The following is a 23350-nucleotide window of genomic DNA, read 5'->3' as shown; positions in this document are numbered from 1 at the left end:
GGAATCAAAGGGTGGGAAGAGGCGCCCCTCCGAAAGGGGCGCGGGGGACGGGACTCAGACGAGCCGCTTACGGCCCCAGAAGAAAAGGAACGCCACGACACCGGCGGTCAGGGCGAACAGAATCGACGCTCCGAACCACTGCATACCGTTCATCTGCGACATCGGGAGGTAGTCCACCGACCAGCCCACGACGTCCGCCTTCTTCAGGCACAGCTCACGCGCCTGGTCGGTGTTCGCGTTCGCACAGGTGCTCCACCCCAGGAGATCCCCGCCGCTGGTGAGATACGACTCGTCGATCTGGTACGCGCTCTTGGGTATCGGCGGAAACGCGTTCTCGCCCAGAACACCCTTGTTCGTCGTGACCGTGATCACGTTGCCGAGCGACATCAGGAAGTAGCCCCAGACGAGCTGGAGGACGACGGTGAAACCGAAGGTGACCACCATGGCCATCAGCGTGCGCCGCAGCACCACACCGATCGCCACCCCGCCGAAGACGGAGAAGAGGGTGAGGGCGACAGGCACCGGGCCCGTCGTGTTGAACGCGGTGCCCGAGGTCCAGTCCATGACCGTCACCTCGGACTTGACGGGGTTCCACCACCAGCCGAACACCGCCGACAGCACGCCCGTGCTCACCACGACCACCAGTCCGGCCAGCGCCAGCTTCGTGGCGAGCCAGCGGGTCCGGCTCATGGACTGGGCGACGACCAGCTTGGCGGTGCCGTTCTCCAGGTCGCCCGCGATGAGCGGGGCGCCGAGGAAGACACCGAGCATGACGGGTATCGCCTGGAGACCCATGGAGACGAAGGAGAACGCGTCGTTGTACTGCTGGAACTTGCCGCCCGCCTCGTCGAGGCTCTTGCCGGGATAGCCGTAGCCGTCGAGGAAGTCGACCAGCTGGCCGCGCTGGTAGACGATCCAGGCCACGGAGAGCGCGGTGGCGGCGAGGATCGCCCAGAACGCGGCCCGGTGCTGGCGCCAGACCAGCCAGGTCATACCGCTGAGTCGGGGGCGCCGGTCGGCCTCCGTGGTGGTCGCGTTCAAGGTCCCTTCGGTGGTCCCGTTCTTGCCGTCGCTCGTGGAGCCGGTCGAGGTGCGGGTGAAGGTGCTCATGCCGCCACCGACCCGGTGCCGAACCTCTGGCCGTGGACCTGGGCGGTGGGGGTGATCAGCGATGGTGCGTCGGGTGAGCGGAGATAGGCGAGCAGGAGCTCCTCCATGTTCGGGGCGTTCATGTCCCAGGGGCCGGTGACCGGGCCCTCGGGGCGGATGAGCGCGGTGAACTGCCGTCCGCTGGTCCGGGACTCGACGAGGGTGTGGTGCCCGAGGGCGAGGGCGGGAGGCATGCCGTCACCCTCCTTCGCGCCCGTGACCAGGGTGTGCACGGACATCAGCTCGTCCACGTCACCGGCGAGACGCACTCCGCCGCCGGAGACGACGACGAGGTAGTCGCACACGTTCTCCAGTTCGGCCAGGACGTGGGTGGACATCAGCACGGTGGTTCCGCGCTCGGCTGCCTCGGCGAGGAGGGTGCCCATGATCTCGTGGCGCACGACCGGGTCGAGGTCCGACATCGGCTCGTCGAGCATCAGCAGGTCGGGGCGCTTTCCGAAGGCGAGGGCGATGGCGACGCGGGTGCGCTGGCCTCCGGAGAGGGTGCTGATCCTCGCGTCGAAGGGCACGTTGCCCGCGCGGATGATGTCCTCGGCGGCGCGCTGGTCCCAGCCGGGGTTCAGCTCCCGGCCCAGACGCAGGGTCTCCGCCACGGTGAAGCGGCGGAACAGGGGCTTCTCCTGGGCGAGGAACGCCGTGCGCCGACCGGACTCCATCGAGCCCGGAGCCTCACCGAACAGGCTGATCGAGCCGTTCGTCGGCTGCAGGACATGGGCCGCGATGCTCAGCAGCGTGGTCTTGCCCGCCCCGTTGGGTCCCACCAGGCCGCAGATCCGTCCCGCCGGGAGCCGGAAGGAGCAGTCCCGCAACGCCCAGCCCCGCCGGTAGCGCATCCCCAGCCCGTACGCCTCGATCGCCGGTTCCCCCGCGTACATACCTTCACTCACCTGTGCTCCTGGTTGTCGTGGACCCCGTTGCCGCCACGTTCCCGGCGGCGTACTGCTTCTCCATCGCCGACGCGACCAGCGCGGCCACGTCCTCCTGCTCCAGACCGGCCCCGGCCGCCTTCGACATCCACGCCACCAGCTCCACGTACAGCGGCGAGTCGGTGCCCGTCTCGGGGTGGCCCAGCGTGCGGCGTACGAAGGTGCCCTGGCCCGGTCGAGGTTCGACCAGGCCCTCGCGCTCCAGCTCGCGGTACGCCTTGAGGGTGGTGTTCGGGTTGACCGTGCTGGTCGCGGCGACCTCCTTGGCGGTGGGCAGCCGGTCACCCGGCACGAGTACGCCCAGCCGGAGGGCCTGCTTGGTCTGCTGCACGATCTGCTGGAAGGCGGGGACCCCGCTCCGCCTGTCGATGCGGTACTCCACGATCACCACCATCATTCCACTACTTGATTAGTGGAATGATGATGGAGGGGTGTGAGGGCGGTTGTCAATGCCGACCGGGGACGAGGAGAAGCGAGTGGGAGGGACGCTGACCGTCCTTTTTCCAGGCGTCGCGCTGTGGTTCCCGAGGGCGGAACTGGCGGTCGTTCGGCGACATCCGCCGGAGCCGTTCTGCCCGATCGCTCAGGCGGTAGCCCCGCTGGAACAGGCTGTGCCAGAAGGTGGAGCAGCGCTCGTAGCGGGCAGCGATCACTGCTGGGCCGTAGCGGCGTAACAGCCGGTAGTGCCGCCGCTGAGCCTGGACGACTTCGGGCAGGTCGGCCAGGTCGTATTGTCGTGCCGCGCTGTCGACGGCGCGGCCGATCCAGAGGCGATGGGGGATGCGGGCGAGCTGACGTACTCCAGCTCGATGTCCTGCGCCGACACCTCACGCGCATCCATCCGGGCCTCCGATGCGACGCCGACAAGCCACAACGGCCGTAGGACAGCCAGAGCGGCGTACCCGGAGAAGACCGAGACAGCCCACCGAATGCCCGGAGATGAGTGAGACGTCAGCTCGCCGGGCCGGAGTTCTCCGAGGCTGCCCGGACATCGCAGAGACAGAGACAGGGCAGTACGGCTCCGCGGATCACGGTCACAAGTGGCCTAGCGCACTTTTGCAAGCGCCTGCTTGCAATTGTTAGCAAGGGTGGGCAAGGTAGAGGCATGGCTTCGCTCAACGTCGGCAATCTCGGTGAGTATCTGCGTGAGCAGCGGCGCAACGCGCAGCTCTCGTTGCGGCAGCTCGCCGAGGCCGCCGGGGTGTCCAATCCGTATCTGAGCCAGATCGAGCGCGGGCTGCGCAAGCCGAGCGCGGAGGTGTTGCAGCAGGTCGCCAAGGCGCTGCGGATCTCCGCCGAGACGCTGTACGTGCGGGCCGGCATCCTCGACGCCGAGCGGGACGGGGAGGAGCGCCGCCGGGAGGACGCGACACGCGCCGTCATCCTCGCCGATCCCACCCTGAACGAGCGGCAGAAGCAGGTGCTGCTCCAGATCTACGAGTCCTTCCGCAAGGAGAACGGGTTCGAGATCACCCGGCTGGACGCGGACGATCAGGGTGTCGGCGCCGAAGTGCGGCACGCTGACGTGCGGCACACCGACGTACGCCCGGATCACGACACCGATCGCGACACCGATGAGGACGCCGATCAGGGCATCGGTCAGGACACCGCGGATGCGGAGCGTTCGCGGAGTGCGGCGGACACCGCCGTCCGTCGCTCCCGTACGACCGACGGCAGTGACGCCGATCCGCAGCAGACCGCCAGTTGACGAGAACGACCAGCAGCACGGACCCGCTACAAGGACCACCAGCAGCACGAACACCGCACGCGGTACCGCCGACAGGCCGGTTCCGCCGCGGACCACCCAAACCCTCAGCTGAACGCGAACCCGGGAGGACCATCGCATGGCCATCACCGACGACATCCGCAAGGCCGCCACGGACCCGACTCCGCTCTACTTCCTCGCCGGCACGGCCGAACTGGCCGTTCAGCAGGCCAGGAAGGTGCCCGGGCTCGTGGAGCAGATCCGTGTCGAGGCGCCGTCGCGGATCGAGACGGTCCGCGGCTTCGACCCGAACGCCGCCCAGGAGAAGGCCGCCTCCCGCGCCAAGGAGGCGCAGGAGACGCTCCAGTCCAAGGTGACGGAGTTCATCAGCACCCTCGACACCGACCTGAAGAAGATCGGTGAGTCCGCTCAGGACCTCGCGCTGCGCGGCGTCGGCGTCGCCGCCGAGTACGCCGTGAAGGCCCGCGAGACGTACGAGAAGGTCGCCGAGCAGGGCGAGCAGGCCGTGAAGACCTGGCGTGGCGAGGCCGCCGAGGAGATCGAGGAGCTGGCGATCGTCGTCGAGCCCTCGGCCGAGCCGGTCGAGGTCAAGGCAGCGCCGAAGCCGGTCGAGCCGAAGCCGGTCGCGGTCGTGGCCGAGCCCGCCCCGGCCAAGAAGCCCGCGGCGAAGAAGGCCCCGGCCGCCAGGAAGACGACGGCCGCCAAGAAGACCACTCCGCCCGCGAAGTAGGCGGAAACGGCCGCGGCAGCTAGCGGCCACGTCAAGGCGATGACAACGGGCCGGGCACTCTCAGAGTTCCCGGCCCGTTCTCCGGGTACGGTGGCGTAGAGACGACTCGAATCGGGCGGTGGGCATTGTGCTGTTGACGGCATTCAGCGGCTTCATGTCGGTGATCTTCCTTGCCATGCTGGTGCTCGCCGTGGTGGCACTGGTGATGGCCGCACTGGCCCGCGACGACGCGTACCGCGCCGCCGACAGGCAGAACAAGATGTTCTGGCTGATCATCCTGGGCGTCACGGTCGCCGTGAACCTCCTGGTGCCGATGATCTTCCTGCAGATCGCCGGCCTGGTCGCCACGATCGTCTTCTTCGTGGACGTACGCCCCGCGATCCGCCAGGTCTCCGGCGGTGGCGGCGGCCGCCGCGGCGGAAGCAGCAGCGACGGCCCGTACGGGCCCTACAACGGCGGTCGGTAGACAACCGTCGGCATCATCCCGGTCCAGCCGCAGCCCCGTAGGCCGACCGCAGCACCGTAGGCCGACCGCGCCCTGTGGACCGCGGGCTCTCGCACACCACGGCCGCTGGTACGGCCATGGCTACCGCTACCGCTGCGCCATGCGTTCCAGCATCAGCACCGCCACGTCGTCCGTCAGCTCGCCGCCGTTGAGTTCGCGCACCTCGTTCACCGCCGCGCGCAGGAGTTCCTCGCCCTGGAGTCCCTGGGCGAGCTGGCGGCGGACCATGTCCACCATGCCGTCCTGGCCGAGCCGCTCCTTGCCCGCACCGATGCGGCCCTCGATCAGGCCGTCGGTGTAGAGCATCAGACTCCAGGCGCCGCCCAGCTCCACCTGCTGGCGCGGCCAGCGGGCGCCGGGCAGCATACCGAGCGCCGGGCCGCCGTTCTCGTACGACAGCAGCCGCGCGGGCTTGCCCGGGCGTGCGATCAGCGGTGACGGGTGGCCGGCCAGGCAGAGCCCGGCGCGGCGGCCGTCCGGCGAGATGTCGACCGTGCAGAGCGTCGCGAAGATCTCCTCGCTGTCGCGTTCGTGCTCCAGGACCTGCTGGAGGGTGGAGAGCAGTTCGTCGCCGCACAGCCCCGCGAACGTCAGCGCGCGCCAGGCGATGCGCAGCTCCACGCCGAGCGCCGCCTCGTCGGGCCCGTGCCCGCAGACGTCGCCGATCATCGCGTGCACGGTGCCGTCGGGCGTGCGGACGGTGTCGTAGAAGTCGCCGCCGAGCAGGGCCCGGGAGCGGCCGGGGCGGTAGCGCGCGGCGAAGCGGAGCGAGGAGCCCTCGAGGAGCGGTGTGGGCAGGAGCCCCCGCTCCAGGCGGGCGTTCTCCTGCGCGCGCAGCCGGGACTCGGTGAGGCGCCGCTCGGCCTTGTCGGAGCGCTTGCGCTCCACCGCGTACCGGATCGCGCGGCTCAGCAGCCGGGCGTCCAGCTCGTCGCGGAACAGGTAGTCCTGGGCGCCGACGCGCACCGCCTCCGTGCCGCGCTCGGTGTCGCCGGACGCGGTGAGCGCGAGGACGGCGTGCCGGGACGCGAGCTTCAGTACGTGTTTCAGCGTCGCCAGTTCGTCCTCGGGCCCGGCGGTCCGGCCCGCGGACGGCAGCGCGAGGTCGAGGAGGACGCAGTGGACGTCGTCGGTGAGCAGGCGCTCGGCCTCGGTGAGGTTGCGGGCGCTGCGGATCCGGATCGGCTTGCCGGTGGCGTCGAGCATGTCGGGCACGCTGAGCGAACCGGCCGGGTCGTTCTCGATGACCAGCAGGGTCAGGTGGGGCGTGGCGGCGCTGTCGGCCGGGGCCGCGGCGGCGGTCGCGAATCCCGATCCGGCGGGGCCGCCGGGTTCGATTCCGGGTGGGCCGCCGGGTGAGAACGCGTCCGGAGCCGGACCACTCTCCACGGCCGGGATCGCTCTCTGCCGCGGTACGGGTACGGGCATCGTCTGGGTTCCTTCCCTCCCCCCGAGGGCGTGGCGGAGCGAAGTGCTCGCACCACCGACCGGGACCATAGCGTCAGCGGGTGCCGCAACGGAATGGTGTGCCGCTCGGGGTCTGGCAAACAGCCACCGTCATATGCCGCATCCCGTAACGCACTTGGACACGACAGGGCTCCGCCAGGGATGACGAAGGTCACGTCTCCGAGGTTGCGAGGAGAGGCCAACCGTGCGCTGTGTCACGTGGGGCAGGTCACGCCGTGCGGGGCAATCCGGACAAGTCGTTTCCCGTGTGGCGCGGTGTGCCTCACGCGTCGGGCCGTACGACTCCCAGGATCGGCATCGAACCCGCCCCCGCGATCGTCACCGTCCGCCCGGGCCGGGGAGCGTGCACCACGGCGCCGTCGCCTATGTACATCGCGACATGGCTGGCGTCGGCGAAGTAGATGATCAGGTCGCCGGGGCGCATGTCCCGCACGTCGACGCGGGTGAGCTGCTTCCACTGCTCCTGCGAGGTGCGCGGAATCCCGCCCCCGGCGGACGCCCAGGCCTGGGAGGTCAGCCCTGAGCAGTCGTAGGACTTGGGGCCCTCGGCGCCCCATTCGTACGGCTTGCCCATCTGCGCGGTCGCGTACGCCACGGCCTCCTTGCCCTGTGCGGAGGCCTTGCCGTCGCTCGTCGGGGCGAAGCCCGAGTTCAGCCAGGCCGCCTGTGCCTGGTACGCGGCTTCCTCCTCCAACTGGGCCAGCCGCTCCTTCTCCTTCTTCTCCAGCTTGGACTCGAGCTTCTTCGCGGCGGAGATCCGCTGCTTGATCTTCTTCTTCGCGTCGGCCTCGGCCTTGCGGTGTGACTCCAGCTCGGTCCACTGTGCGGAGGCGTCCTTCGCGTACTGCTCCAAGTCCTGCTGGGTGCGCGTCATCTCGGCGAGCAGACCGGTGGCCGCGTGCTCGCCCTGGCGCACGCGCCCCGCGCCGTCCAGGAACTCCTGCGGGTCGTCGCTCAGCCACAGCCGGGCCTCGGGCGGCAGCCCGCCGCCGCGGTACTGCTCGCGCGCGGCGGCGCCCGCGAGGTCCCTCAAGTCGTCCAGCTTCTCCTGGCCCTTGACGATCTCCTGGGCCAGCCCGACGATCTGGGCGGACTGCTGCCTGGCCTGCTCCTCCGCGGCGTTGTACGCGTCCGTGGCGACCGACGCCTCGTGGTAGAGGGTGTCCAGCTTCGTGCGTACGGCCTCGAGTTCCCTGCCGCTCGCCGTCGTTGGGGTCGAGGCGGGGGGCAGCGACAGGTCCGGAGTCGTGGTCGGAGCCGACGTCGGTGTCGGATCCGGGCTCGCGTACGCCACGCCGGGTGCCGCCAGCACCGCGCAGGCACAGGCGCACGCGCAGGCCAGGGCCATGGCTGTCGTGGTCAGGCTCCGCTTGCCGGATCCCATGTCCCCGCCCCCAAACTGATGGACCGTCAGTAACTTACGGATGCCTGGGGGATCGTGCCATGTCGGCGTGCAACACGACAGAGGCGGGCAAGGACTCCCTTCCCCTCCCCGACGGGACGATCCCCGGTCTCGACGGGACGATCTCCCGGCATGTGTGACGAACGGCTCGGGCCCCCCGTTCCTCCGAAGGTCATCTCACGCCCAACGTTCCCCCCGGGTTCATGTCGTCCGCGGGGCCAACGCCTCCCAGCGCAGCGTCACTTCGCCCTGCCGCCAACGGGGTATGCCGTCGGTGACCGGCCAGTCGGCCGTCAGGTCGCGGACCGCCCGGATCCAGCGCTGGCGGGCTCCGTACGAGGCGTAGGGCGCGGCGGCGGACCAGGCGCGGTCGAAGTCGCGCAGGAAGGCGTGCACGGGCTCGCCCGGGACGTTGCGGTGGATGAGGGCCTTCGGGAGGCGTTCGGCCAGGTCGGAGGGGCGGTCCAGCGAGCCCAGCCGGGTGGCGAAGGTGACCGTGCGCGGTCCCTCCGGGCCGAGGGCGACCCAGACGTGCCGGCGCCCGATCTCGTCGCAGGTGCCCTCGACCAGCAGGCCGCCCCGCGACCCGGCCGACGGGTCCGCCGGCGCGAGGCGGGCGCACAGCCGCTCCCAGACCGCGGCGACCTGCTCCTCGTCGTACTGCCGCAGCACGTTCGCCGCGCGGATGAGCTCCGGGCGGCCGGGCACCGGGACCTCGAAACCGCCGTGCCGGAAGACGAGCCCTTCGCGTTCGTACGGCCGCGCGGCCGCGACTCTGGCCGGTTCGATCTCGACGCCGACCACATGGGTGCGGGGAGCGACGGTGCGCAGGCGCTGGAGCAGCTCGACCGCGGTCCAGGGTGCGGCGCCGTAGCCGAGATCGACCGCGACGGGGTCGGTGGCGCGCCGCAGCTCGGCTCCGTGCGTCGCCGCGATCCAGCGGTCCATACGGCGCAGGCGGTTGGGGTTCGTGGTCCCGCGCGTCACCGTTCCCACGGGGCGGGACGCTGCGCGGGCTGTCATGCGTACGAGGGTATGCGGGCCCGGCGGAGGCGGCGCGAGCCTGTGGACAACCTCGGACGACCCCCCGGGCGGGCTTGCACAACGTAAACGATCGTCGAACGGTTGATCGATCCGCGGTAATGATTCGGCAAAACGGAAATGGGGCGGACTGCTCCGGCGTTCTGGGTGTTCGGAGGGTGTCCCACATCCTCCGACAGGCATGCCCGCAGCGAGGAGGAACGCCACGTGAGCCAATACATCACCAGGCTCGGGCTGCGTTCCCCGGCGGGGGCGGGGCGGCTCAGGCTGCACCGCAGGGCCCGCCGCGTCGCGATGCTCTCCGTGCACACCTCACCCCTGCACCAGCCCGGCACGGGCGACGCGGGCGGCATGAACGTCTACATGGTGGAGCTCGCGCAGCGCCTCGCCGCGATCAACATCGAGGTCGAGATCTTCACCCGCGCGACCACCGCGGCCCTTCCGCCGACGGTGCAGCTCGCCCCCGGTGTCCTCGTGCGCCACATCGACGCGGGCCCGTACGAGGGCCTCGCCAAGGAAGAACTCCCGGCCCAGCTCTGCGCCTTCACGCACGGCGTCATGCGGGCCTGGGCGGGCCACCGCCCCGGCTACTACGACCTCGTGCACTCCCACTACTGGCTCTCCGGCCAGGTCGGCTGGCTCGCCGCCGAACGCTGGGGCGCCCCCCTGGTGCACGCGATGCACACCATGGCCAAGGTCAAGAACGCCGCGCTCGCCGAGGACGACACCCCCGAGCCCGCGGCCCGCGTCATCGGCGAGACCCAGATCGTGCGCGCCGCCGACCGGCTCATCGCCAACACCGCGGAAGAGGCCGACGAGCTCGTACGCCACTACGAGGCCGACCGCCGCAGGGTGGCCGTCGTCCACCCGGGCGTCAACCTCGACCGCTTCCGCCCCGCCGACGGCCGTGCCGCCGCCCGCGCCCGCCTCGGGCTCCCGCAGGACGCCCTGATCCCTCTCTTCGCCGGCCGCATACAGCCGCTGAAGGCGCCCGACGTGCTGTTGCGCGCGGTCGCCGTCCTGCTCGACGAGCGCCCCGACCTGCGCTCCAAAATCGTCGTCCCCGTGGTGGGCGGTCCCAGCGGCAGCGGCCTCGCCAAGCCCGAGGGGCTCCAGAAGCTCGCCGCACGGCTCGGCGTCGCCGATGTCGTCCGTTTCCGGCCCCCCGTCGGGCAGGACGAGCTCGCGGACTGGTTCCGGGCCGCGTCGGTGCTGGTCATGCCCTCGTACAGCGAGTCGTTCGGCCTGGTGGCCGTGGAGGCGCAGGCGACCGGTACGCCGGTGATCGCGGCCGCGGTCGGCGGGCTGCCCGTAGCCGTGCGCGACCAGGAGACCGGCTTCCTGGTGAAGGGGCACGATCCCGCCGCCTACGCGCGCGTGCTGCGCGAGTTCGCGGACGACGGGGAACTGTCCGCCCGGCTCGGCGCGGCCGCCGCCCGGCACGCGCGGGGCTTCGGCTGGGACACCGCGGCAGCGGCCACCGCGGACGTCTACACGGCCGCGATCCAGGAACACAGGCGTCGCGTACGCTCGCACCATGGCTGACGTACGGCAGGCGGCGCAGGTCGTCGAGGGGGTCCTCAAGGACGCCGAACTCGACTGGGAGAGCCCCGGGCCCGGCAACTACGTGGTGAGGCTCCCCGGCACCCGGAAGCTGTCGACGACCCTCTCGCTGATCGTCGGCAGGCACTCGCTGTCGCTCAACGCCTTCGTGATCCGCCATCCCGACGAGAACGAACCCGCCGTGTACCGCTGGCTCCTGGAGCGCAACCTCAAGCTGTACGGGGTGGGCTACGCGGTCGACTCCCTCGGCGACATCTACGTGGCCGGGAAGCTGCCGCTGGCCGCGGTCACGCCGGACGAGATCGACCGGCTGCTCGGCTCGGTCCTGGAGGCCGCCGACGGCTCCTTCAACACCCTCCTGGAGCTCGGTTTCGCCTCCGCGATCCGCAAGGAGTACGCCTGGCGGGTGTCCCGCGGTGAATCGACCCGCAACCTGGACGCGTTCACCCACCTGACCGAGCGTCCCGCCAACTGACCTTCTCCGCTCACCAATTAGGCGCCGCACAACCTCTTCCGCGCCCGGGGTCCCCGTGGCATGCTCACGGCCGACGCAGACATGAACTCCGTTCACATTCATGAAGATCATGGAAAGTCGGCGGAGCCACTGACGGTCGGCGGTGCCGACGAAGTGAGCGGATTCAGCGGAAGTCGACGGAAGGCGGGGCGGGGCATGAGCAACGGACACGTGGACATCAGCAGACGCGGCCTGCTCGGCGCCGCGATCGCCGTGGCGGCCGTCGCCGTGACCGGCGAAGCGGCGGCAGCCGTCCCACCGGCCGGCACCCGGGGCCAGGTCCCCGCCCTCTGGCGGGAGTTCACCCGCACACCTTTGACCCACCCGCAGATCCCCTACGTCGGCAGGGCGGGCTACCGCGCCGGGGCGGCACGCTTCCCCCGCCGCCCCGTGGTGGCCCACGTACGCGACCACGGCGCCGTGGCGGACGACGGCACCACGGACTGCGCCCCCGCGATCAACCGTGCCATCGCTGCTGCCGGCAGGGCCGGCGGTGGCACGGTTCTCATCCCGCCAGGCACCTTCCGCATCGACGACCTGATCCGTATCGGCCACTCGAACGTGGTCCTGCGCGGCGCCGGCAGCGGCCGTACGAAGCTGTACGCGACCAAGAACCTCACCGAACTCATCGGTGTCTACGGCTCCCGCTACGGCGGCGACAAGTCGTCCTGGTCCTGGGCGGGCGGCCTGGTCTGGCTCTGCCCGGCGGACCGCTTCACGACGCTGACGACCGCCATCAGGGCGAAGGCGTGGCCCTTCGAGGGCTGGACCGGCAACAAGCGCGACGAGTGGCAGACGCTGACGACGCTCGCCCCGGCGCGCCGGGGCTCCCGGACCGTACGGGTGGCGGACGCCGGGAAGCTGAAGCCCGGCCGTCTCGTCCTCCTGCGCCTCGCCGACGACGCCGACCACACCCTCCTGGAGCACATGTCGGGCGGCGGCCCGGGCACCGAGGCGTACGTCTGGGACGACAAGACGAAGCTGACGAGTTACGTCCCCTACGAGTGGCCCGTGCGCATCGCGCGCGTGCGGGGCGAAAAGGTCACCCTGGAGAGGCCGCTTCCGCTGGACCTGCGCCCCGAATGGGACCCGCGGCTCACCACCCTCGTGGAGCCCCTGACCGGCTCCGGCGTCGAAGGCCTCACCCTGGAGGCGGTGGAAACCCCGCAGAGCCCTCACCTTCTCGACAAGGGCCACAACGGCGTCACCTTCCAGTGCGCGTACGACTGCTGGGCCGACGACGTGGTCGTACGCCACGTGGACAACGGCTTCGGCCTGGTCGCCGCCTCCGCCTGCACCCTGCGCCGCACCCGCGTGGCGGGCCGCGGCGCGCACCACCCGTACTTCTGCCGCGAGGGCTCGCACGACAACCTCGTCGAGGACTTCACCGTCGAGCGGCGCACCGTCCCGGCGCCCGCCGGAACCCAGCTCCACGGCATCAACGTCGAGGGCCTCTCCTCGTACAACGTCTGGTCGCGCGGCGACATGAGGATGGGCACCTTCGACTCCCACCGCGGCCTGCCCTTCGCCAACGTGCGCACCGACATCACGGTCGACAACACCGGCCAGCACGGCGGGGACTACTCCGCCGGCCCCCTCTTCGGCGCGCGCTTCACCCACTGGAACATCCGCGTCACCAACTCCCGCGCCGGCCTGATGAAGATCGACGGCCTCGCGCCCTACAGCGCCACCGTCGGCATCAACGAGGTGACGGAGTTCGGCCAGATCGACGTACCCGACTTCACCGGCGACCTCCACGCGCGCGTGGAGCTCTACGGCACGACGGACGCCGTACGCCCACGGAACCTGTACGAGGCCCAGCGGGACCTGTAGGTCACCGGCGGGCGCCGGCCCGCGCGTACCGCCCCGGGGGCACACCCACCAGCCTCCTGAAGTGGCGCGTGAGGTGGGACTGGTCGAAGAAGCCGGTCGCCGGGGCCACCTCGGCCGGCGGCCGTCCGTCGAGCAGCAGGTGCCGGGCGCGTTCTACGCGGCGGGACATCAGGTACTGGTGCGGGGCGATCCCGTAGGCCGCGCTGAACGCCCGTACCAGATGGGCCGGATGGGCCTGGAGGAGCCGGGCGGCCTCCTCCAGGGCGACGCCCTCGACGACCCGCGCGTCGAGGAGTTCACGCAGCCGCTGGGCGAGGGTGCGGTCGGCGCGCGCGGGCTCCTCGAACACCCGGGGCCGCAGATGCCCGCGCAGCCGCTCGCCGACCAGCGTCAGCCTGCTCTCGGCCTCCAGCTCGTCCCCGGGGTGCGCGAGGGCCGCGTGCAACTGCCCGACCCGCTGCCGCAGCACCGGATCCACCAGGTCCGGCGCGTCCACCGCGGGCCCGATGAAGCTCTCGTCGAGCCGGCTCAGGTCGAGATACAGGACGCGCTTGCGGAAACCGAGCTCGGTGACCGGGGAGCCGTTGTGCGGGACGTACGGCGGGAGCAGCGAGACCGTGTCGTGCGGGGTGCCGTGCTCGTGCCGGTCGAGGTCGTACCGTACGGCCCCGTCGTCGACGATCAGCAGCGTCCACGCCTCGTGCACGTGCATCGGGTACGCGTACTCCCTGTAGTGGGCGTGGAACACCTCCACGACGCCCGGGATGCCCGGGCGCCACGCGGAGATCTCCCGCTGGGAACGCACAGAGGCCATGCAAAGAACGTACAAGACGATGTCGTACGGGGGTCGGCAGTCTTGACGCATGAACGCCTCGACCCCTGAACCCGTCCGTTTCGACACCAAGATCGCCGTCCTGCTGCGGGACGACCTGGAGCCCTGGCAACGACTGAACGTGACCGCGTTCCTGGTCAGCGGCCTGGGGACGGAGGTCCCCGAGGTGGTCGGCGAGCCGTACGCGGACGCGGACGACGTCCCCTATCTGCCGATGTTCCGCCAGCCCGTACTGATCTTCGAGGGCTCCAAGGAGAACCTGACCGCCGCGCACGGCCGGGCGCTCGCGCGGGTGCTGCCGCGAGCCGTCTTCACCTCCGACCTGTTCGCCACCGGCAACGACCGGGACAACCGCGCGGCCGTACGGGCCGCGCCGACCGGGCAGCTCGACCTCGTGGGGCTCGCGGTGTACGGGCCGCGGAACGCGGTGGACAAGGTGCTGAAGGGGGCGCGGATGCATCCGTGAGCCGGGCGGCTTTCCCGAGGCGGCCTGCCGGGCTCCGGCCTCCCGGGTTCCGGCCTCCCGGGTTCCGGCCTCCCGGGTTCCGGCCTCCCGGGTTCCGGGGCTCCCATCCAGGAAGGATTCCGCGTACAACCTTGTGAGCGGGTTGTGTGTCCAGTGTGGCGAGGGGGGCGTATGGGCGCCCATACGTCTCAGCCGTCGTGGCTGTCACCCCGTCCCCGCCAAGGAGTTCCGTTGCGCAGAGCAGTCACGGTGGCCGCCGTGCTCACCGCGGTCGTCGCCGTTCCGCTCGCCCCCACGTCGTCGGCCGCCGCCGCGCCCTACCGCGGCGCCAACACGGCGGCCGTCCAGGACGACTTCAACGGCGACGGCTACCGTGACCTGGCCGTCGGCGCGCCCGGAGCCGCCCACGGCACCGTGCAGGAAGCCGGGGCGGTCGTCGTCCTGTACGGCTCCGCGTCGTCGGTGAGCACCACCAGACGCACGGTGATCACCCAGGCGAGCAGCGGCATCCCGGGCACCCCCGAGGAGTGGGACGGCTTCGGCGGAGCCGTCGCCAGTGCCGACCTGGACCGGGACGGATACGCGGACCTGCTGGTCGGCGCCGAGGGCGAGGACGTCGGCGGCCAGGACCACCGGGGTGCCGTGACGGTCGTGTGGGGCGGGAAGGGCGGGCTGAAGGGCGGCGCGGACATCGCCCCGCCCGCCGGCTTCGGGGAGGACCGTACGTTCTGCAGCTTCGGCATGGCTCTGGCCGTGGGCGACATGACAGGTGACGGCGCGGCGGAGGTCGGCATCGCTTCCCGCTGCGCGGTCTCGTCGTACAAGGGCCCGTTCGCGCGGACCGGTAAGGCCGCGTCCCACTACCAGGAATGGCGCGTCAACGCCCGGGGCGTCGTGATGGGTGACGTCAACGGTGACGGCAGGGCGGAACGGTTCTGGCTGCCCGGCCCCTCGGACGACGACATCCGCGGCTCGGTGTACGTGGATCGTGGGGCTCCCGCAGCCGAAGACCCCCTGGCCACCTGGCCCGCCGATCTCCCCTACGCCGACGGCCACACCGGGCAGATCGGCGACCTCAACGGCGACGGCTACGGCGACCTGGTCACCGGGATCCCGGACGACGACTACCTCAGCGGTTCGACCGACGGTGCGCACCGCGGCGGCGAGATCCAGGTCCTCTACGGCAGCGCGCGGGGCATCGGCGCCGAGCAGCGGCCCAAGGTCTTCCACCAGGGCACCGCGGGCGTCCCGGGCGGTGGTGAGAACGCCGACCAGTTCGGCAAGGCCCTGAGCGTCGGCGACGTCGACGCCGACGGATACGCCGACGTCGCCGTCGGCTCTCCCGGAGAGGGGATCGGTACCCGCGACATGGCCGGTACGGCTGTGGTGCTGCGCGGCTCCGCCACCGGTCTGACCACGAAGAAGGTGGCCGGGTACACCCAGAACACGGCGGGTGTGCCGGGCACCGCCGAGGCGAGCGACGAGTTCGGCGCCGCGGTCCATCTCGCCGACCTCAACAGGGACGGCAGGGCCGAGACCGTCGTCGGCACCCCCGGCGAGGACACCGACGGCTGTCTGTGGATCGCCCGCGGCTCGGCCTCCGGCCCGGTGACCGGCGGCTCGGTGAACCTGTGCGGCAAGGCCGCGGGGGTGTCCGTCCGCTACACCGACGGCCTCTTCGGGGGCGCCCTGACGAGTGCTCGTGTGACGGTCTAGCCGGCGACTTGGCTGTCGGCTCGGGCCTCGACCTGGCCGTGACGTGGCCGTCGGCCTGGGCCTCGACCAGCCGTCGGCCTGGGCCTTGACCTGGCCGGTGACCTGGCCGTCGACGGTGAGGTGGCCGGGGCCCGGGTTCGGCGCGGCGCACCACGCTGTGTCCCGGCCAGTCCCGCCCCACTACGCCCCACTACGCCCCACTACGCACCACTCCGCTCCGCCTCAGGCGACGATCTCGAACAGCCCGCTCTGGGAGCCCAGTTTGGCGAGGGAGATCTTGCCGGGGATGCCGTTGGCGTCGTCGCCGGTGTAGCCGAGGTGGCGCTGCCACTTGGCGTACGCGGCGATGGTCTTGGAGCCGAACGAGCCGTCGCCCGCGTAGGTCTTGGCGAGGTAGCCGAGCTTGACCAGGGCGGCCTCGGTGAGGTTCGTGCCCGCCATGTAGCTGACGTGGCCCTGCTTGGCGGCGGGGTCCTTCTTCGCGGCGTTGACGAGCCGGGACAGATCGACGCGGGGCTTGGACGCGGTACCGGTGCCGGGCTTGGTCGGTTTGACGGGCGTCTTCGCGAGCTGCTTCTTCACGTCGGCCCGGAAGTCGTCCATGTCGAAGCTGGGGTCGATCTTCCCGGGCTGGACCTCTTTGTGCCCGGCGACCGACTTCTCCGACCAGCCGTGCGCCCGGCACAGGGCAGCCGCCCACAGCACGGCCCTGCGGTACTGCGCGTCCGGATAGGGATCCTTGCCGTTGCCGAGGTTCTCGATCTCCAGGCCGTACAGGACGTCGTTGCCGTCGGCGTTGGCCTGGTTGTCGTGCGGAAGCGGGGTCTCCGCGCGGAGGGCGTTGAGTACGTCGAGGTCGACGGAACCGGCGTGGTTGGCGCGGCCGTGGCCGATCAGCCACAGGCCGTCGGTCTTGCCCAGCCAGGCGTGGCAGAGCGGACCGGGAAGGTCGGACCTGCCCTTGAAGCAGAACTCCTTGTCGTCGTGTCCCGCCGTGTGGTGGATCAGCACGCCGATCACGGGGCCGAACTTCTTGCCCGTCGCCGAGTCCCGGTTGTGGGTCTTCCAGCCGGTGTGCTCGTGGACGGTGAGACCCTCGGTCTTGAGCGCGGCGAGGGTCTTGGCGGCGGTCAGAGGTGTGGCCATGGCTGTGGTCCTTTCGATCAGCGTGGTCAGCGGGCGGTCATACGGGTGCGGGCTTGGCCCCGAGCCGGTAAGTGGTCGGCCCGGGGAGGGAGTTGAGGCGCCTGCGCCCGGGAGCCGGACGCTGTCGCGTCTCGCTCAGCATCGCGGAACCTATGCGCCGCGTGGGGCGAAACCGGCCCACTGACCCCCCGTGGGGCGATGAGTCGCCAGCCACACACCGCGGCCCAGCGCCCACAGCACCAGCCCGGCCACCGCCGGACCCATGACGATGACGACCAGCCCGGCCCCGATGTTGGCGCCGACCACCCCGGCCGTCAGCACCCGCCAGCCCGCCCCGACCAGCAGCCCGGCCATCACCAGCGGCGCCAGCACCCCCCACCAGCGCTTGTCCAGACCGCCCCCGTCCCGCGAGGCGCGTATCAGGAGCGCCGCGCAGACTCCCGCCAGCAGCAGGGCGCCCGCGCCGAGCGCGGTCTCCACGCCGCTCGCGATGTCCAACGGCTGGTACGCGAAGTCGAGCTGCGACGCCGGCACCTCAGTGGCGTCCTGCCGGCCCATCAGGCCCCACGTGGCGACCGGTACGGCCGCGACCAGGACGGTGGCGGCGGTCAGAAGCGTTCCTCGATTTGTCATGGGTCCAGCGTGGCGGCGCGGGAGGCGGCGGACATGAGCACGCGTACTTATGCGGGTGGGGGTGGAGGGCTCAAGTGGGGTGGTTGCAGGGGCGGTCGGGGGCGTAGGGGCGGTCGGGGTGGTCGTTCGGGTGGTCGAGCGGCGCTGGGGTCGTATTTCGTACGTCGTCGGGGGTGTACGAGGTCGGAGGCGGGCGTCTGGGCCGTGTTCAGGTCGCGCTGACCTGGGCGTTGGCGTTGGCATTGGAGTCGGCATCGGCATCGGCATCGGCTTTGGCGTCGCCCTCGCCAGTGGTGGCGCCCTCGGCCCTGGCATCGAGGCCTGTCCTGGCACCGGGGTCTGCCTTGGCACCGGGGTCTGCCTTGGCACCGGGGTCCGCCCTGGTACCGGGGTCTGCCTTGGCACCGGCGTCCGGCTTGGCAGGCGCCGGGGTGGCCCACGGGTCCTCCGCCGGAAGGCGTCGCATCAGCACGCCGTACCCGACGCCCGCCACCGTGCCGACCACCGCGCACAGCCCCCACAGCCACTCCGCGCCGAACCGGTCGATGACGAGGCCGGACATCAGCGGCGCGACGAGCGCGGCGAGTGCCCAGGACAGGGTGTACATCCCCTGGTATGTGCCGCGGCCGTGCACCGGGGAGAGCCGGACGACGAGCCCCGTCTGGGTCGGCGCGTTGACGACCTCCGCCAGGGTCCACACGCACACGGTGAGCGCGAAGACGCCGACCGACCCCGCGAAGGCGGTGAGCCCGAAGCCGTACCCCGCCAGGAGCGAGGAGATGACGAGCAGCCGCATCGGATCGCGGTGCTCGATGAAACGGGTGACGGGGATCTGGAGGACGACGATGAGCACGCCGTTGACGCCGATCGCGAAGCCGTAGTCGGCCGGGGTGAAGCCCGCCTCGCCCATCGCGACCGGGAGGCCGACGAACCCCTGCTGGAAGATGAGGGCGACGAGGAAGGACAGGCCGACGACGCTCATGAAGCGCCGGTCACGCAGCACGGTCCCGAGCCCGACCCCGTCTCCCTCCTGTGCCCCCTTGGCGGCCTGGACCGGCCGGGACTCCGGGAGCTTCGCGAAGACGACGAGCGCGCAGGCGAGGGTCATACCGGCCTCGATGAGGAAGCCCGCGAGGTAGCTGAACTCGGCGATGAAACCGGCGGCCATGGAGGAGACGGCGAAGCCGAGGTTGATGGCCCAGTAGTTGAGCGAGAAGGCCCGGACCCGGTCCTCGGGACGCACGATGTCGGCGATCATCGCCTGCACGGCGGGCCGCGAGGCGTTCGACGTGGCGCCCACCAGGAAGGCGACGCCCGCGATGGCGACCGGGTCGTGCATGAACCCCAGCAGCGCGACGGAGAACGCCGTGGAAACCTGGGCGATCAGCAGGGTGGGCCGCCGCCCGAACCGGTCGGTCATCACCCCCGCGCCGAGCGAGGAGACGACGCCGCCGAGGCCGTGCAGGGAGGCGACGAGACCGGCGTACGACGCGGAGTAGCCCCGGTCGAGGGTCAGGTACAGCGCCATGAACGTGGCGACGAAGGCCCCGAGCCGGTTGACGAGGGTGCTGGTCCAGAGCCACCAGAACTCGCGGGGGAGCCCGGAGACGCTCTCGCGGACGGCACGCCTCATGACGGCGAATGGCATCGGGACCCCACGGAGGTAAGCGCGGATGTAAGCGGCACGGCTGTTGAGTGCAACTTACAAATGACCGGCCCCGCGTGGCCACTCAATTAACAGATGCCGTCAACTGTCCGCTCTCCGGCCGGGTGCCTCACGACCCCACGGGTTCGATTACGCTCGGTCCCATGGCCGACGCACCGTACAAGCTGATCCTCCTCCGCCACGGCGAGAGCGAATGGAACGCGAAGAACCTGTTCACCGGCTGGGTGGACGTCAATCTCAACGAGAAGGGCGAGAAGGAGGCAGTGCGCGGCGGTGAGCTGCTCAAGGACGCCGGCCTGCTGCCCGACGTGGTCCACACCTCGCTCCAGAAGCGCGCGATCCGCACCGCCCAGCTCGCGCTGGAGTCCGCGGACCGCCTCTGGATCCCGGTCCACCGCTCCTGGCGCCTGAACGAGCGTCACTACGGCGCCCTCCAGGGCAAGGACAAGGCCCAGACGCTCGCCGAGTTCGGCGAGGAGCAGTTCATGCTCTGGCGCCGCTCGTACGACACCCCGCCGCCGCCGCTCGACCGCGACGCCGAGTACTCCCAGTTCGACGACCCGCGCTACGCGACGCTGCCGCCGGAGCTGCGCCCGCGTACGGAGTGCCTCAAGGACGTCGTCGTCCGCATGCTTCCTTACTGGTTCGACGCCATCGTCCCCGACCTCCTGACCGGCCGTACGGTCCTGGTCGCGGCCCACGGCAACAGCCTCCGCGCCCTGGTCAAGCACCTCGACGGCATCTCCGACGCCGACATCGCGTCCCTCAACATCCCCACAGGCATCCCCCTCGCCTACGACCTTGACGCCGCCTTCCAGCCCCTCAACCCCGGCGGCACCTACCTCGACCCGGACGCCGCTGCGGCGGCGATCGAGGCAGTCAAGAACCAGGGCAAGAAGAAGTAACCGCACGTCAGCAAGCCCCCTGCCCTGGATTTTCGTGGGGAGGGGGCTTGTGTTGGGTTCAGGACCAGGGGATCGGGCCGGTGCGGTCGAGGAAGCGGCCCGAGGGGGTGTCGGGGGGTTCGGTTGCCAGGTGGACGATCGCGTCGGTGCCCTCGGTGACGGTCTGGGGGCCGGTGTGGGCGTTGAGGTCGGTCGCGGTGTAGCCGGGGTCGGCGGCGTTGACGCGGATGTCCTTCAGGGCCTTGGCGTACTGAGTGGTCAGCATGGTGAGGGCCGCCTTCGAGGCGGTGTAGAGCGGTGCGATCACGGAGGACTCGATCCGCGTCGGGTCGTGGGTGATGGCGAGCGACCCCATCCCGCTGCTGACGTTGATGATGACCGGGTCCGGCGACCGGCGCAGCAGCGGGAGGAAGGCGGTGGTCGTCCGGACCACGCCGAAGACGTTGACGTCGAAGACACCGAGGGCGTCCGGGCCGGTCAGCTCGCCGGGATCGCCGTGCGGGCCGTGAACGCCGGCGTTGTTGATCAGTACGTCGATCACGCCCTCGTGTGCGGCGACGTCGGACGCCGCGGCGGCGACGGAGGCGTCGTCGGTGACATCGATACGGACGAATCGCGCGCCCAGCGCGGACGCGGCCGTGGCGCCCCGTTCCGGATCACGGGCTCCCAGGATCACGGTGTGGCCGAGGGCGATCAGACGGCGGGCGGTCTCGTGGCCGAGCCCTTTGTTGGCTCCGGTGATGAACGTGGTGGTCATGCCTCGATCGTCCCCACCCCGCCCGATCCCCGCCAGGGACGCTTCGACCGTAGGAACCGCAGTACCAGGACCGATGCGGCACGATGGACGGCATGGCGGTGAAAGAAGTGGCTGGACTGGGTGCGACGATCCGCGCCTGGCGGGAGCGGCTGTCTCCGTCGACCGTCGGGCTGCCGTCGGGCCGGGCCCGCCGCGCGACCGGGCTGCGCCGCGAGGAACTCGCCGAACGTGCCGGTCTGTCGGTCGACTACGTGGTGCGCCTGGAACAGGGGCGGGCCACGGCGCCGTCCGCCCAGGTCGTCGCCTCACTCGCCCGCGCCCTGCGACTGAGCACCGCCGAGCGCGACCACCTCTACCGCATGGCCGGCCTGGTCTCCCCGAACGGCGACCCCGTCCCCGATCACCTTCCGCCGGGCGTTCACCGCGTGCTGAACCGGCTCGGAGACGTCGCGGTCGCCGTGTTCGCCGCGGACTGGCAGCTGATCTGGTGGAACCCGGGGTGGGCGGCGTTGCTCGGCGACCCGTCGGCCAAGGCACCGGAGCTGCGCAACTTCGCCCGCGAGCGCTTCCCGGTCGGCTCCGAGGACGTACGCGTCGCCGCCTGGCCGGTGCTCGTGCGGAACAGCGCAGACTCGGATCTCGCCATCGTCTCCGACCTGCGCCGCGCCACCGGTCGCTTTCCCCATGACGTACGCCTGGCGGAGCTGATCCGGGAGCTGACCGAGGGCAGTCCGGCCTTTGCCCGGCTGTGGGCGAGTGGCGAGGTGGGCGCGCACCGCGAGGACCGTAAGACGGTCGAGCACCCCAGGGCCGGGCTCGTCGAAGTGGACTGCGACGTCCTGACCGACGGCGATTCCGACCTCAAGATCGTGATCCTGTCGGCCGTGCCCGGCAGCGCGGACGAGGCCAGGTTGCGGCTCGCCATGACCCCGACCCCCTGACCAGCCGTACGTACGTATCGGCGCGTTCAAGCCGCCGTAGTGATCAAGTGGGGAACCCCCACCCGTGGTGGAACCCCCACCCTCGGAAGCGCTACCCGAAGTGAGCTAGTCGCAGAGCGCCGTGTCGAGGGCCGCCTCGATGTGTTCGGCGGCCGGCAGCGACGTCGGGAGGGCGGTGACGGCGATGGTGGCCGCTCGTCCGTCGGGGGCCACGGCGTTGCGGGTGGTGTAGCCGGGTGCGTTGCCGCCGTGGGTCCAGGCGTAGCCGCCGCAGCTCAGTTTGAAGGTGGCCAGGCCGAGGCCGTAGTGCCCGTCGCCGACCGTGTCGAGGTCGGGGGCGTCGACAGTCGTCCGCATCTCCTTCAGCTGCGCCGGCTTGAGCAGTTTCCCGTCGAGGAGGGAGACGAGGAAGCGGTTCAGGTCGCTCGGAGTGCCGATCAGCTGGCCCGCGGCCCAGCCCGCGGAGGGGTCGTTCTCCGTGACGTCCGTCCACGGGGCGTCCGGCGTGGTCGCGAGGTAGCCCTTCGGGTGCGGCCCCTTGATCGTCTGGTCACCGACGCCCGGCCAGTACGTGTGCCGCAGCCCGATCGGCTTGATGATCCGGTCGGTGATCTCCTCGCCGACCGGGCGGCCGGTGACCTTCTGGACGAGCAGGCCGGCCAGAATGTAGTTGGTGTTGCTGTAACTCCAGCCGGTGCCCGGGGCGAACAGCGACTTCTTCGCCAGCGCCAGGTCGAGCACCTCCCGCGGCTCGAAGTAGCGGTGCTGCTGCTTGGCGAAGTAGTCCTCGAGAACCTGCTCGTCGTAGTCGGGCAGCCCGCTGGTGTGCTGGAGCAACTGGCGGACGCTGATGGCCCGGCCGTCCATGCCGTCCCCGCGGACCAGGCCCGGCAGGTAGTCCTCGACGGGTGCGTCGAGGTCGATGCGGCCCTCGCCGACCAGTTGCAGCACCACCGTGGCGGTGAACATCTTGGTGTTGCTGGCGATCCGCACCTGCCCGTCGACCGGGACTTTGGCCCCGGTCCTCAGGTCGCCCACCCCGGCGGTGTACTGACGGGTCCGCCCGTCGGGCTCGCGCACCGAGGCGAGCGCGCCGGGGAACCCGTCGTCCCTGACCAGCGCGTCCAGGCTCTTCTGTACGGGATCGCCGCCCCGCCGGGCAGAGTTGCTCTCCAGCGCGCTCGCGCCGGGCACGTTCACCGCGGTCGCCGCGACAAGACCGGTCAGCACCGCGACAACGGACGCCACCAGAACGGGGCGCCGACGGCCGCGGGACCGCGGGGCGGGGGAGGGCGAGACAACTGGGTACATGGGACAACTCCTTGCCGGACGACTGCTGTTGACGTTCTCCAGCATGTCTCCGGCAAGATCGCGCATCGATCCCGCGCACTGCCCGGTGACGGTGGTGCAG

The 23350-nt window shown here is 71.0% G+C and carries 23 protein-coding genes; 10 read left to right on the top strand and 13 right to left on the bottom strand.

Annotated elements, in window-relative coordinates; all coding sequences use genetic code 11:
- Positions 1-54: 54 nt before the first annotated feature.
- From ACIBLC_RS26105 to ACIBLC_RS26090, 4 genes are all read right to left on the bottom strand, one after another.
- On the bottom strand, positions 55-1110 hold the full coding sequence (locus ACIBLC_RS26105) for an ABC transporter permease subunit (RefSeq protein ID WP_399213601.1): 1056 nt from the start codon (positions 1108-1110) through the stop codon (positions 55-57).
- On the bottom strand, positions 1107-2045 hold the full coding sequence (locus tag ACIBLC_RS26100; protein WP_399213695.1) for an ABC transporter ATP-binding protein: 939 nt from the start codon (positions 2043-2045) through the stop codon (positions 1107-1109). The genes ACIBLC_RS26105 and ACIBLC_RS26100 overlap by 4 nt, the downstream gene beginning before the upstream one ends.
- 4 nt (positions 2046-2049) lie before the next feature.
- On the bottom strand, positions 2050-2493 hold the full coding sequence (locus ACIBLC_RS26095) for a GntR family transcriptional regulator (RefSeq protein ID WP_399213600.1): 444 nt from the start codon (positions 2491-2493) through the stop codon (positions 2050-2052).
- Positions 2494-2745: 252 nt separating this feature from the next.
- Positions 2746-2937 (bottom strand): hypothetical protein, encoded by a 192-nt coding sequence (locus tag ACIBLC_RS26090; RefSeq protein ID WP_399213599.1) that lies wholly within the window; start codon positions 2935-2937, stop codon positions 2746-2748.
- 264 nt (positions 2938-3201) lie between these two features.
- Between ACIBLC_RS26090 and ACIBLC_RS26085 the strand changes: the two genes are divergently transcribed.
- From ACIBLC_RS26085 to ACIBLC_RS26075, 3 genes are all read left to right on the top strand, one after another.
- Positions 3202-3804, top strand: coding sequence for a helix-turn-helix domain-containing protein (locus ACIBLC_RS26085; protein ID WP_399213598.1), 603 nt, complete (start codon positions 3202-3204; stop codon positions 3802-3804).
- A gap of 136 nt (positions 3805-3940) precedes the next feature.
- Positions 3941-4552, top strand: a complete 612-nt coding sequence (locus ACIBLC_RS26080) for a hypothetical protein (protein WP_399213597.1) — start codon at positions 3941-3943, stop codon at positions 4550-4552.
- 127 nt (positions 4553-4679) lie between these two features.
- Positions 4680-5018 (top strand): DUF2516 family protein, encoded by a 339-nt coding sequence (locus ACIBLC_RS26075; protein ID WP_399213693.1) that lies wholly within the window; start codon positions 4680-4682, stop codon positions 5016-5018.
- 126 nt (positions 5019-5144) lie between these two features.
- Here the strand turns inward: ACIBLC_RS26075 and ACIBLC_RS26070 are convergent, their stop codons facing one another.
- The 3 genes from ACIBLC_RS26070 to ACIBLC_RS26060 all read right to left on the bottom strand — a co-directional run bounded on the left by ACIBLC_RS26070 (position 5145) and on the right by ACIBLC_RS26060 (position 8949).
- Positions 5145-6485 carry a PP2C family protein-serine/threonine phosphatase gene (locus tag ACIBLC_RS26070; protein WP_399213596.1) on the bottom strand — a complete coding sequence of 447 codons (1341 nt, stop codon included), beginning with the start codon at positions 6483-6485 and terminating at the stop codon, positions 5145-5147.
- A 301-nt stretch (positions 6486-6786) separates the two neighbouring features.
- A complete protein-coding gene (locus ACIBLC_RS26065; RefSeq protein WP_399213595.1) occupies positions 6787-7908 on the bottom strand; it encodes an NlpC/P60 family protein in 1122 nt (373 codons plus the stop codon).
- Positions 7909-8127: 219 nt separating this feature from the next.
- Positions 8128-8949 carry a class I SAM-dependent methyltransferase gene (locus ACIBLC_RS26060; RefSeq protein WP_399213594.1) on the bottom strand — a complete coding sequence of 274 codons (822 nt, stop codon included), beginning with the start codon at positions 8947-8949 and terminating at the stop codon, positions 8128-8130.
- A gap of 225 nt (positions 8950-9174) precedes the next feature.
- Here ACIBLC_RS26060 and mshA point away from each other — a divergent pair, with 225 nt between their 5' ends.
- The 3 genes from mshA (at position 9175) to ACIBLC_RS26045 (ending at position 12877) form a co-directional block, all read left to right on the top strand.
- Positions 9175-10512, top strand: a complete 1338-nt coding sequence (gene mshA / locus ACIBLC_RS26055; protein ID WP_399213593.1) for a D-inositol-3-phosphate glycosyltransferase — start codon at positions 9175-9177, stop codon at positions 10510-10512.
- Positions 10505-11005, top strand: a complete 501-nt coding sequence (locus ACIBLC_RS26050) for a YbjN domain-containing protein (protein ID WP_399213592.1) — start codon at positions 10505-10507, stop codon at positions 11003-11005. Before mshA ends, ACIBLC_RS26050 begins: the two co-directional genes overlap by 8 nt.
- Before the next feature lie 195 nt (positions 11006-11200).
- On the top strand, positions 11201-12877 hold the full coding sequence (locus tag ACIBLC_RS26045; protein WP_399213591.1) for a glycosyl hydrolase family 28-related protein: 1677 nt from the start codon (positions 11201-11203) through the stop codon (positions 12875-12877).
- A 1-nt stretch (position 12878) separates the two neighbouring features.
- On the opposite strand, the gene ACIBLC_RS26040 is transcribed toward ACIBLC_RS26045, so the two are convergent.
- Positions 12879-13691: an AraC family transcriptional regulator gene (locus tag ACIBLC_RS26040; protein ID WP_399213590.1), complete on the bottom strand. Its 813-nt coding sequence runs from the start codon at positions 13689-13691 to the stop codon at positions 12879-12881.
- A gap of 49 nt (positions 13692-13740) precedes the next feature.
- Between ACIBLC_RS26040 and ACIBLC_RS26035 the strand changes: the two genes are divergently transcribed.
- Both ACIBLC_RS26035 and ACIBLC_RS26030 read left to right on the top strand, forming a co-directional pair.
- Positions 13741-14175 (top strand): DUF2000 family protein, encoded by a 435-nt coding sequence (locus ACIBLC_RS26035; protein ID WP_399213589.1) that lies wholly within the window; start codon positions 13741-13743, stop codon positions 14173-14175.
- Between the two features lie 231 nt (positions 14176-14406).
- Complete coding sequence (locus tag ACIBLC_RS26030; RefSeq protein ID WP_399213588.1) at positions 14407-15891, top strand: hypothetical protein; 1485 nt, start codon at positions 14407-14409, stop codon at positions 15889-15891.
- Between the two features lie 222 nt (positions 15892-16113).
- Here the strand turns inward: ACIBLC_RS26030 and ACIBLC_RS26025 are convergent, their stop codons facing one another.
- The 3 genes from ACIBLC_RS26025 to ACIBLC_RS26015 form a co-directional block, all read right to left on the bottom strand.
- A complete protein-coding gene (locus ACIBLC_RS26025; RefSeq protein ID WP_399213587.1) occupies positions 16114-17037 on the bottom strand; it encodes an N-acetylmuramoyl-L-alanine amidase in 924 nt (307 codons plus the stop codon).
- A 150-nt stretch (positions 17038-17187) separates the two neighbouring features.
- Complete coding sequence (locus ACIBLC_RS26020; protein ID WP_399213586.1) at positions 17188-17670, bottom strand: hypothetical protein; 483 nt, start codon at positions 17668-17670, stop codon at positions 17188-17190.
- A 208-nt stretch (positions 17671-17878) separates the two neighbouring features.
- Complete coding sequence (locus ACIBLC_RS26015; RefSeq protein WP_399213585.1) at positions 17879-19318, bottom strand: MDR family MFS transporter; 1440 nt, start codon at positions 19316-19318, stop codon at positions 17879-17881.
- Positions 19319-19479: 161 nt separating this feature from the next.
- Here ACIBLC_RS26015 and ACIBLC_RS26010 point away from each other — a divergent pair, with 161 nt between their 5' ends.
- Entirely contained in the window at positions 19480-20241 is a 762-nt protein-coding gene (locus ACIBLC_RS26010; protein ID WP_399213584.1) for a phosphoglyceromutase, read from the top strand.
- 58 nt (positions 20242-20299) lie between these two features.
- On the opposite strand, the gene ACIBLC_RS26005 is transcribed toward ACIBLC_RS26010, so the two are convergent.
- Complete coding sequence (locus ACIBLC_RS26005; protein ID WP_399213583.1) at positions 20300-20998, bottom strand: SDR family NAD(P)-dependent oxidoreductase; 699 nt, start codon at positions 20996-20998, stop codon at positions 20300-20302.
- An 83-nt stretch (positions 20999-21081) separates the two neighbouring features.
- On the opposite strand from ACIBLC_RS26005, the gene ACIBLC_RS26000 reads away from it, so the two are divergent.
- Positions 21082-21939, top strand: a complete 858-nt coding sequence (locus ACIBLC_RS26000) for a helix-turn-helix transcriptional regulator (RefSeq protein WP_399213582.1) — start codon at positions 21082-21084, stop codon at positions 21937-21939.
- A 105-nt stretch (positions 21940-22044) separates the two neighbouring features.
- Here ACIBLC_RS26000 and ACIBLC_RS25995 read toward each other — a convergent pair whose 3' ends face one another.
- The gene (locus tag ACIBLC_RS25995; protein WP_399213581.1) at positions 22045-23250 is read right to left on the bottom strand and encodes a serine hydrolase domain-containing protein; all 1206 of its coding nucleotides are present in this window, start codon (positions 23248-23250) and stop codon (positions 22045-22047) included.
- Positions 23251-23350 lie beyond the last annotated feature (100 nt).

It is taken from the genome of Streptomyces sp. NPDC050535, assembly GCF_044457665.1.
Taxonomy (GTDB): Bacteria; Actinomycetota; Actinomycetes; order Streptomycetales; family Streptomycetaceae; genus Streptomyces.
This window is presented reverse-complemented; position numbering and strand designations above follow the sequence as displayed.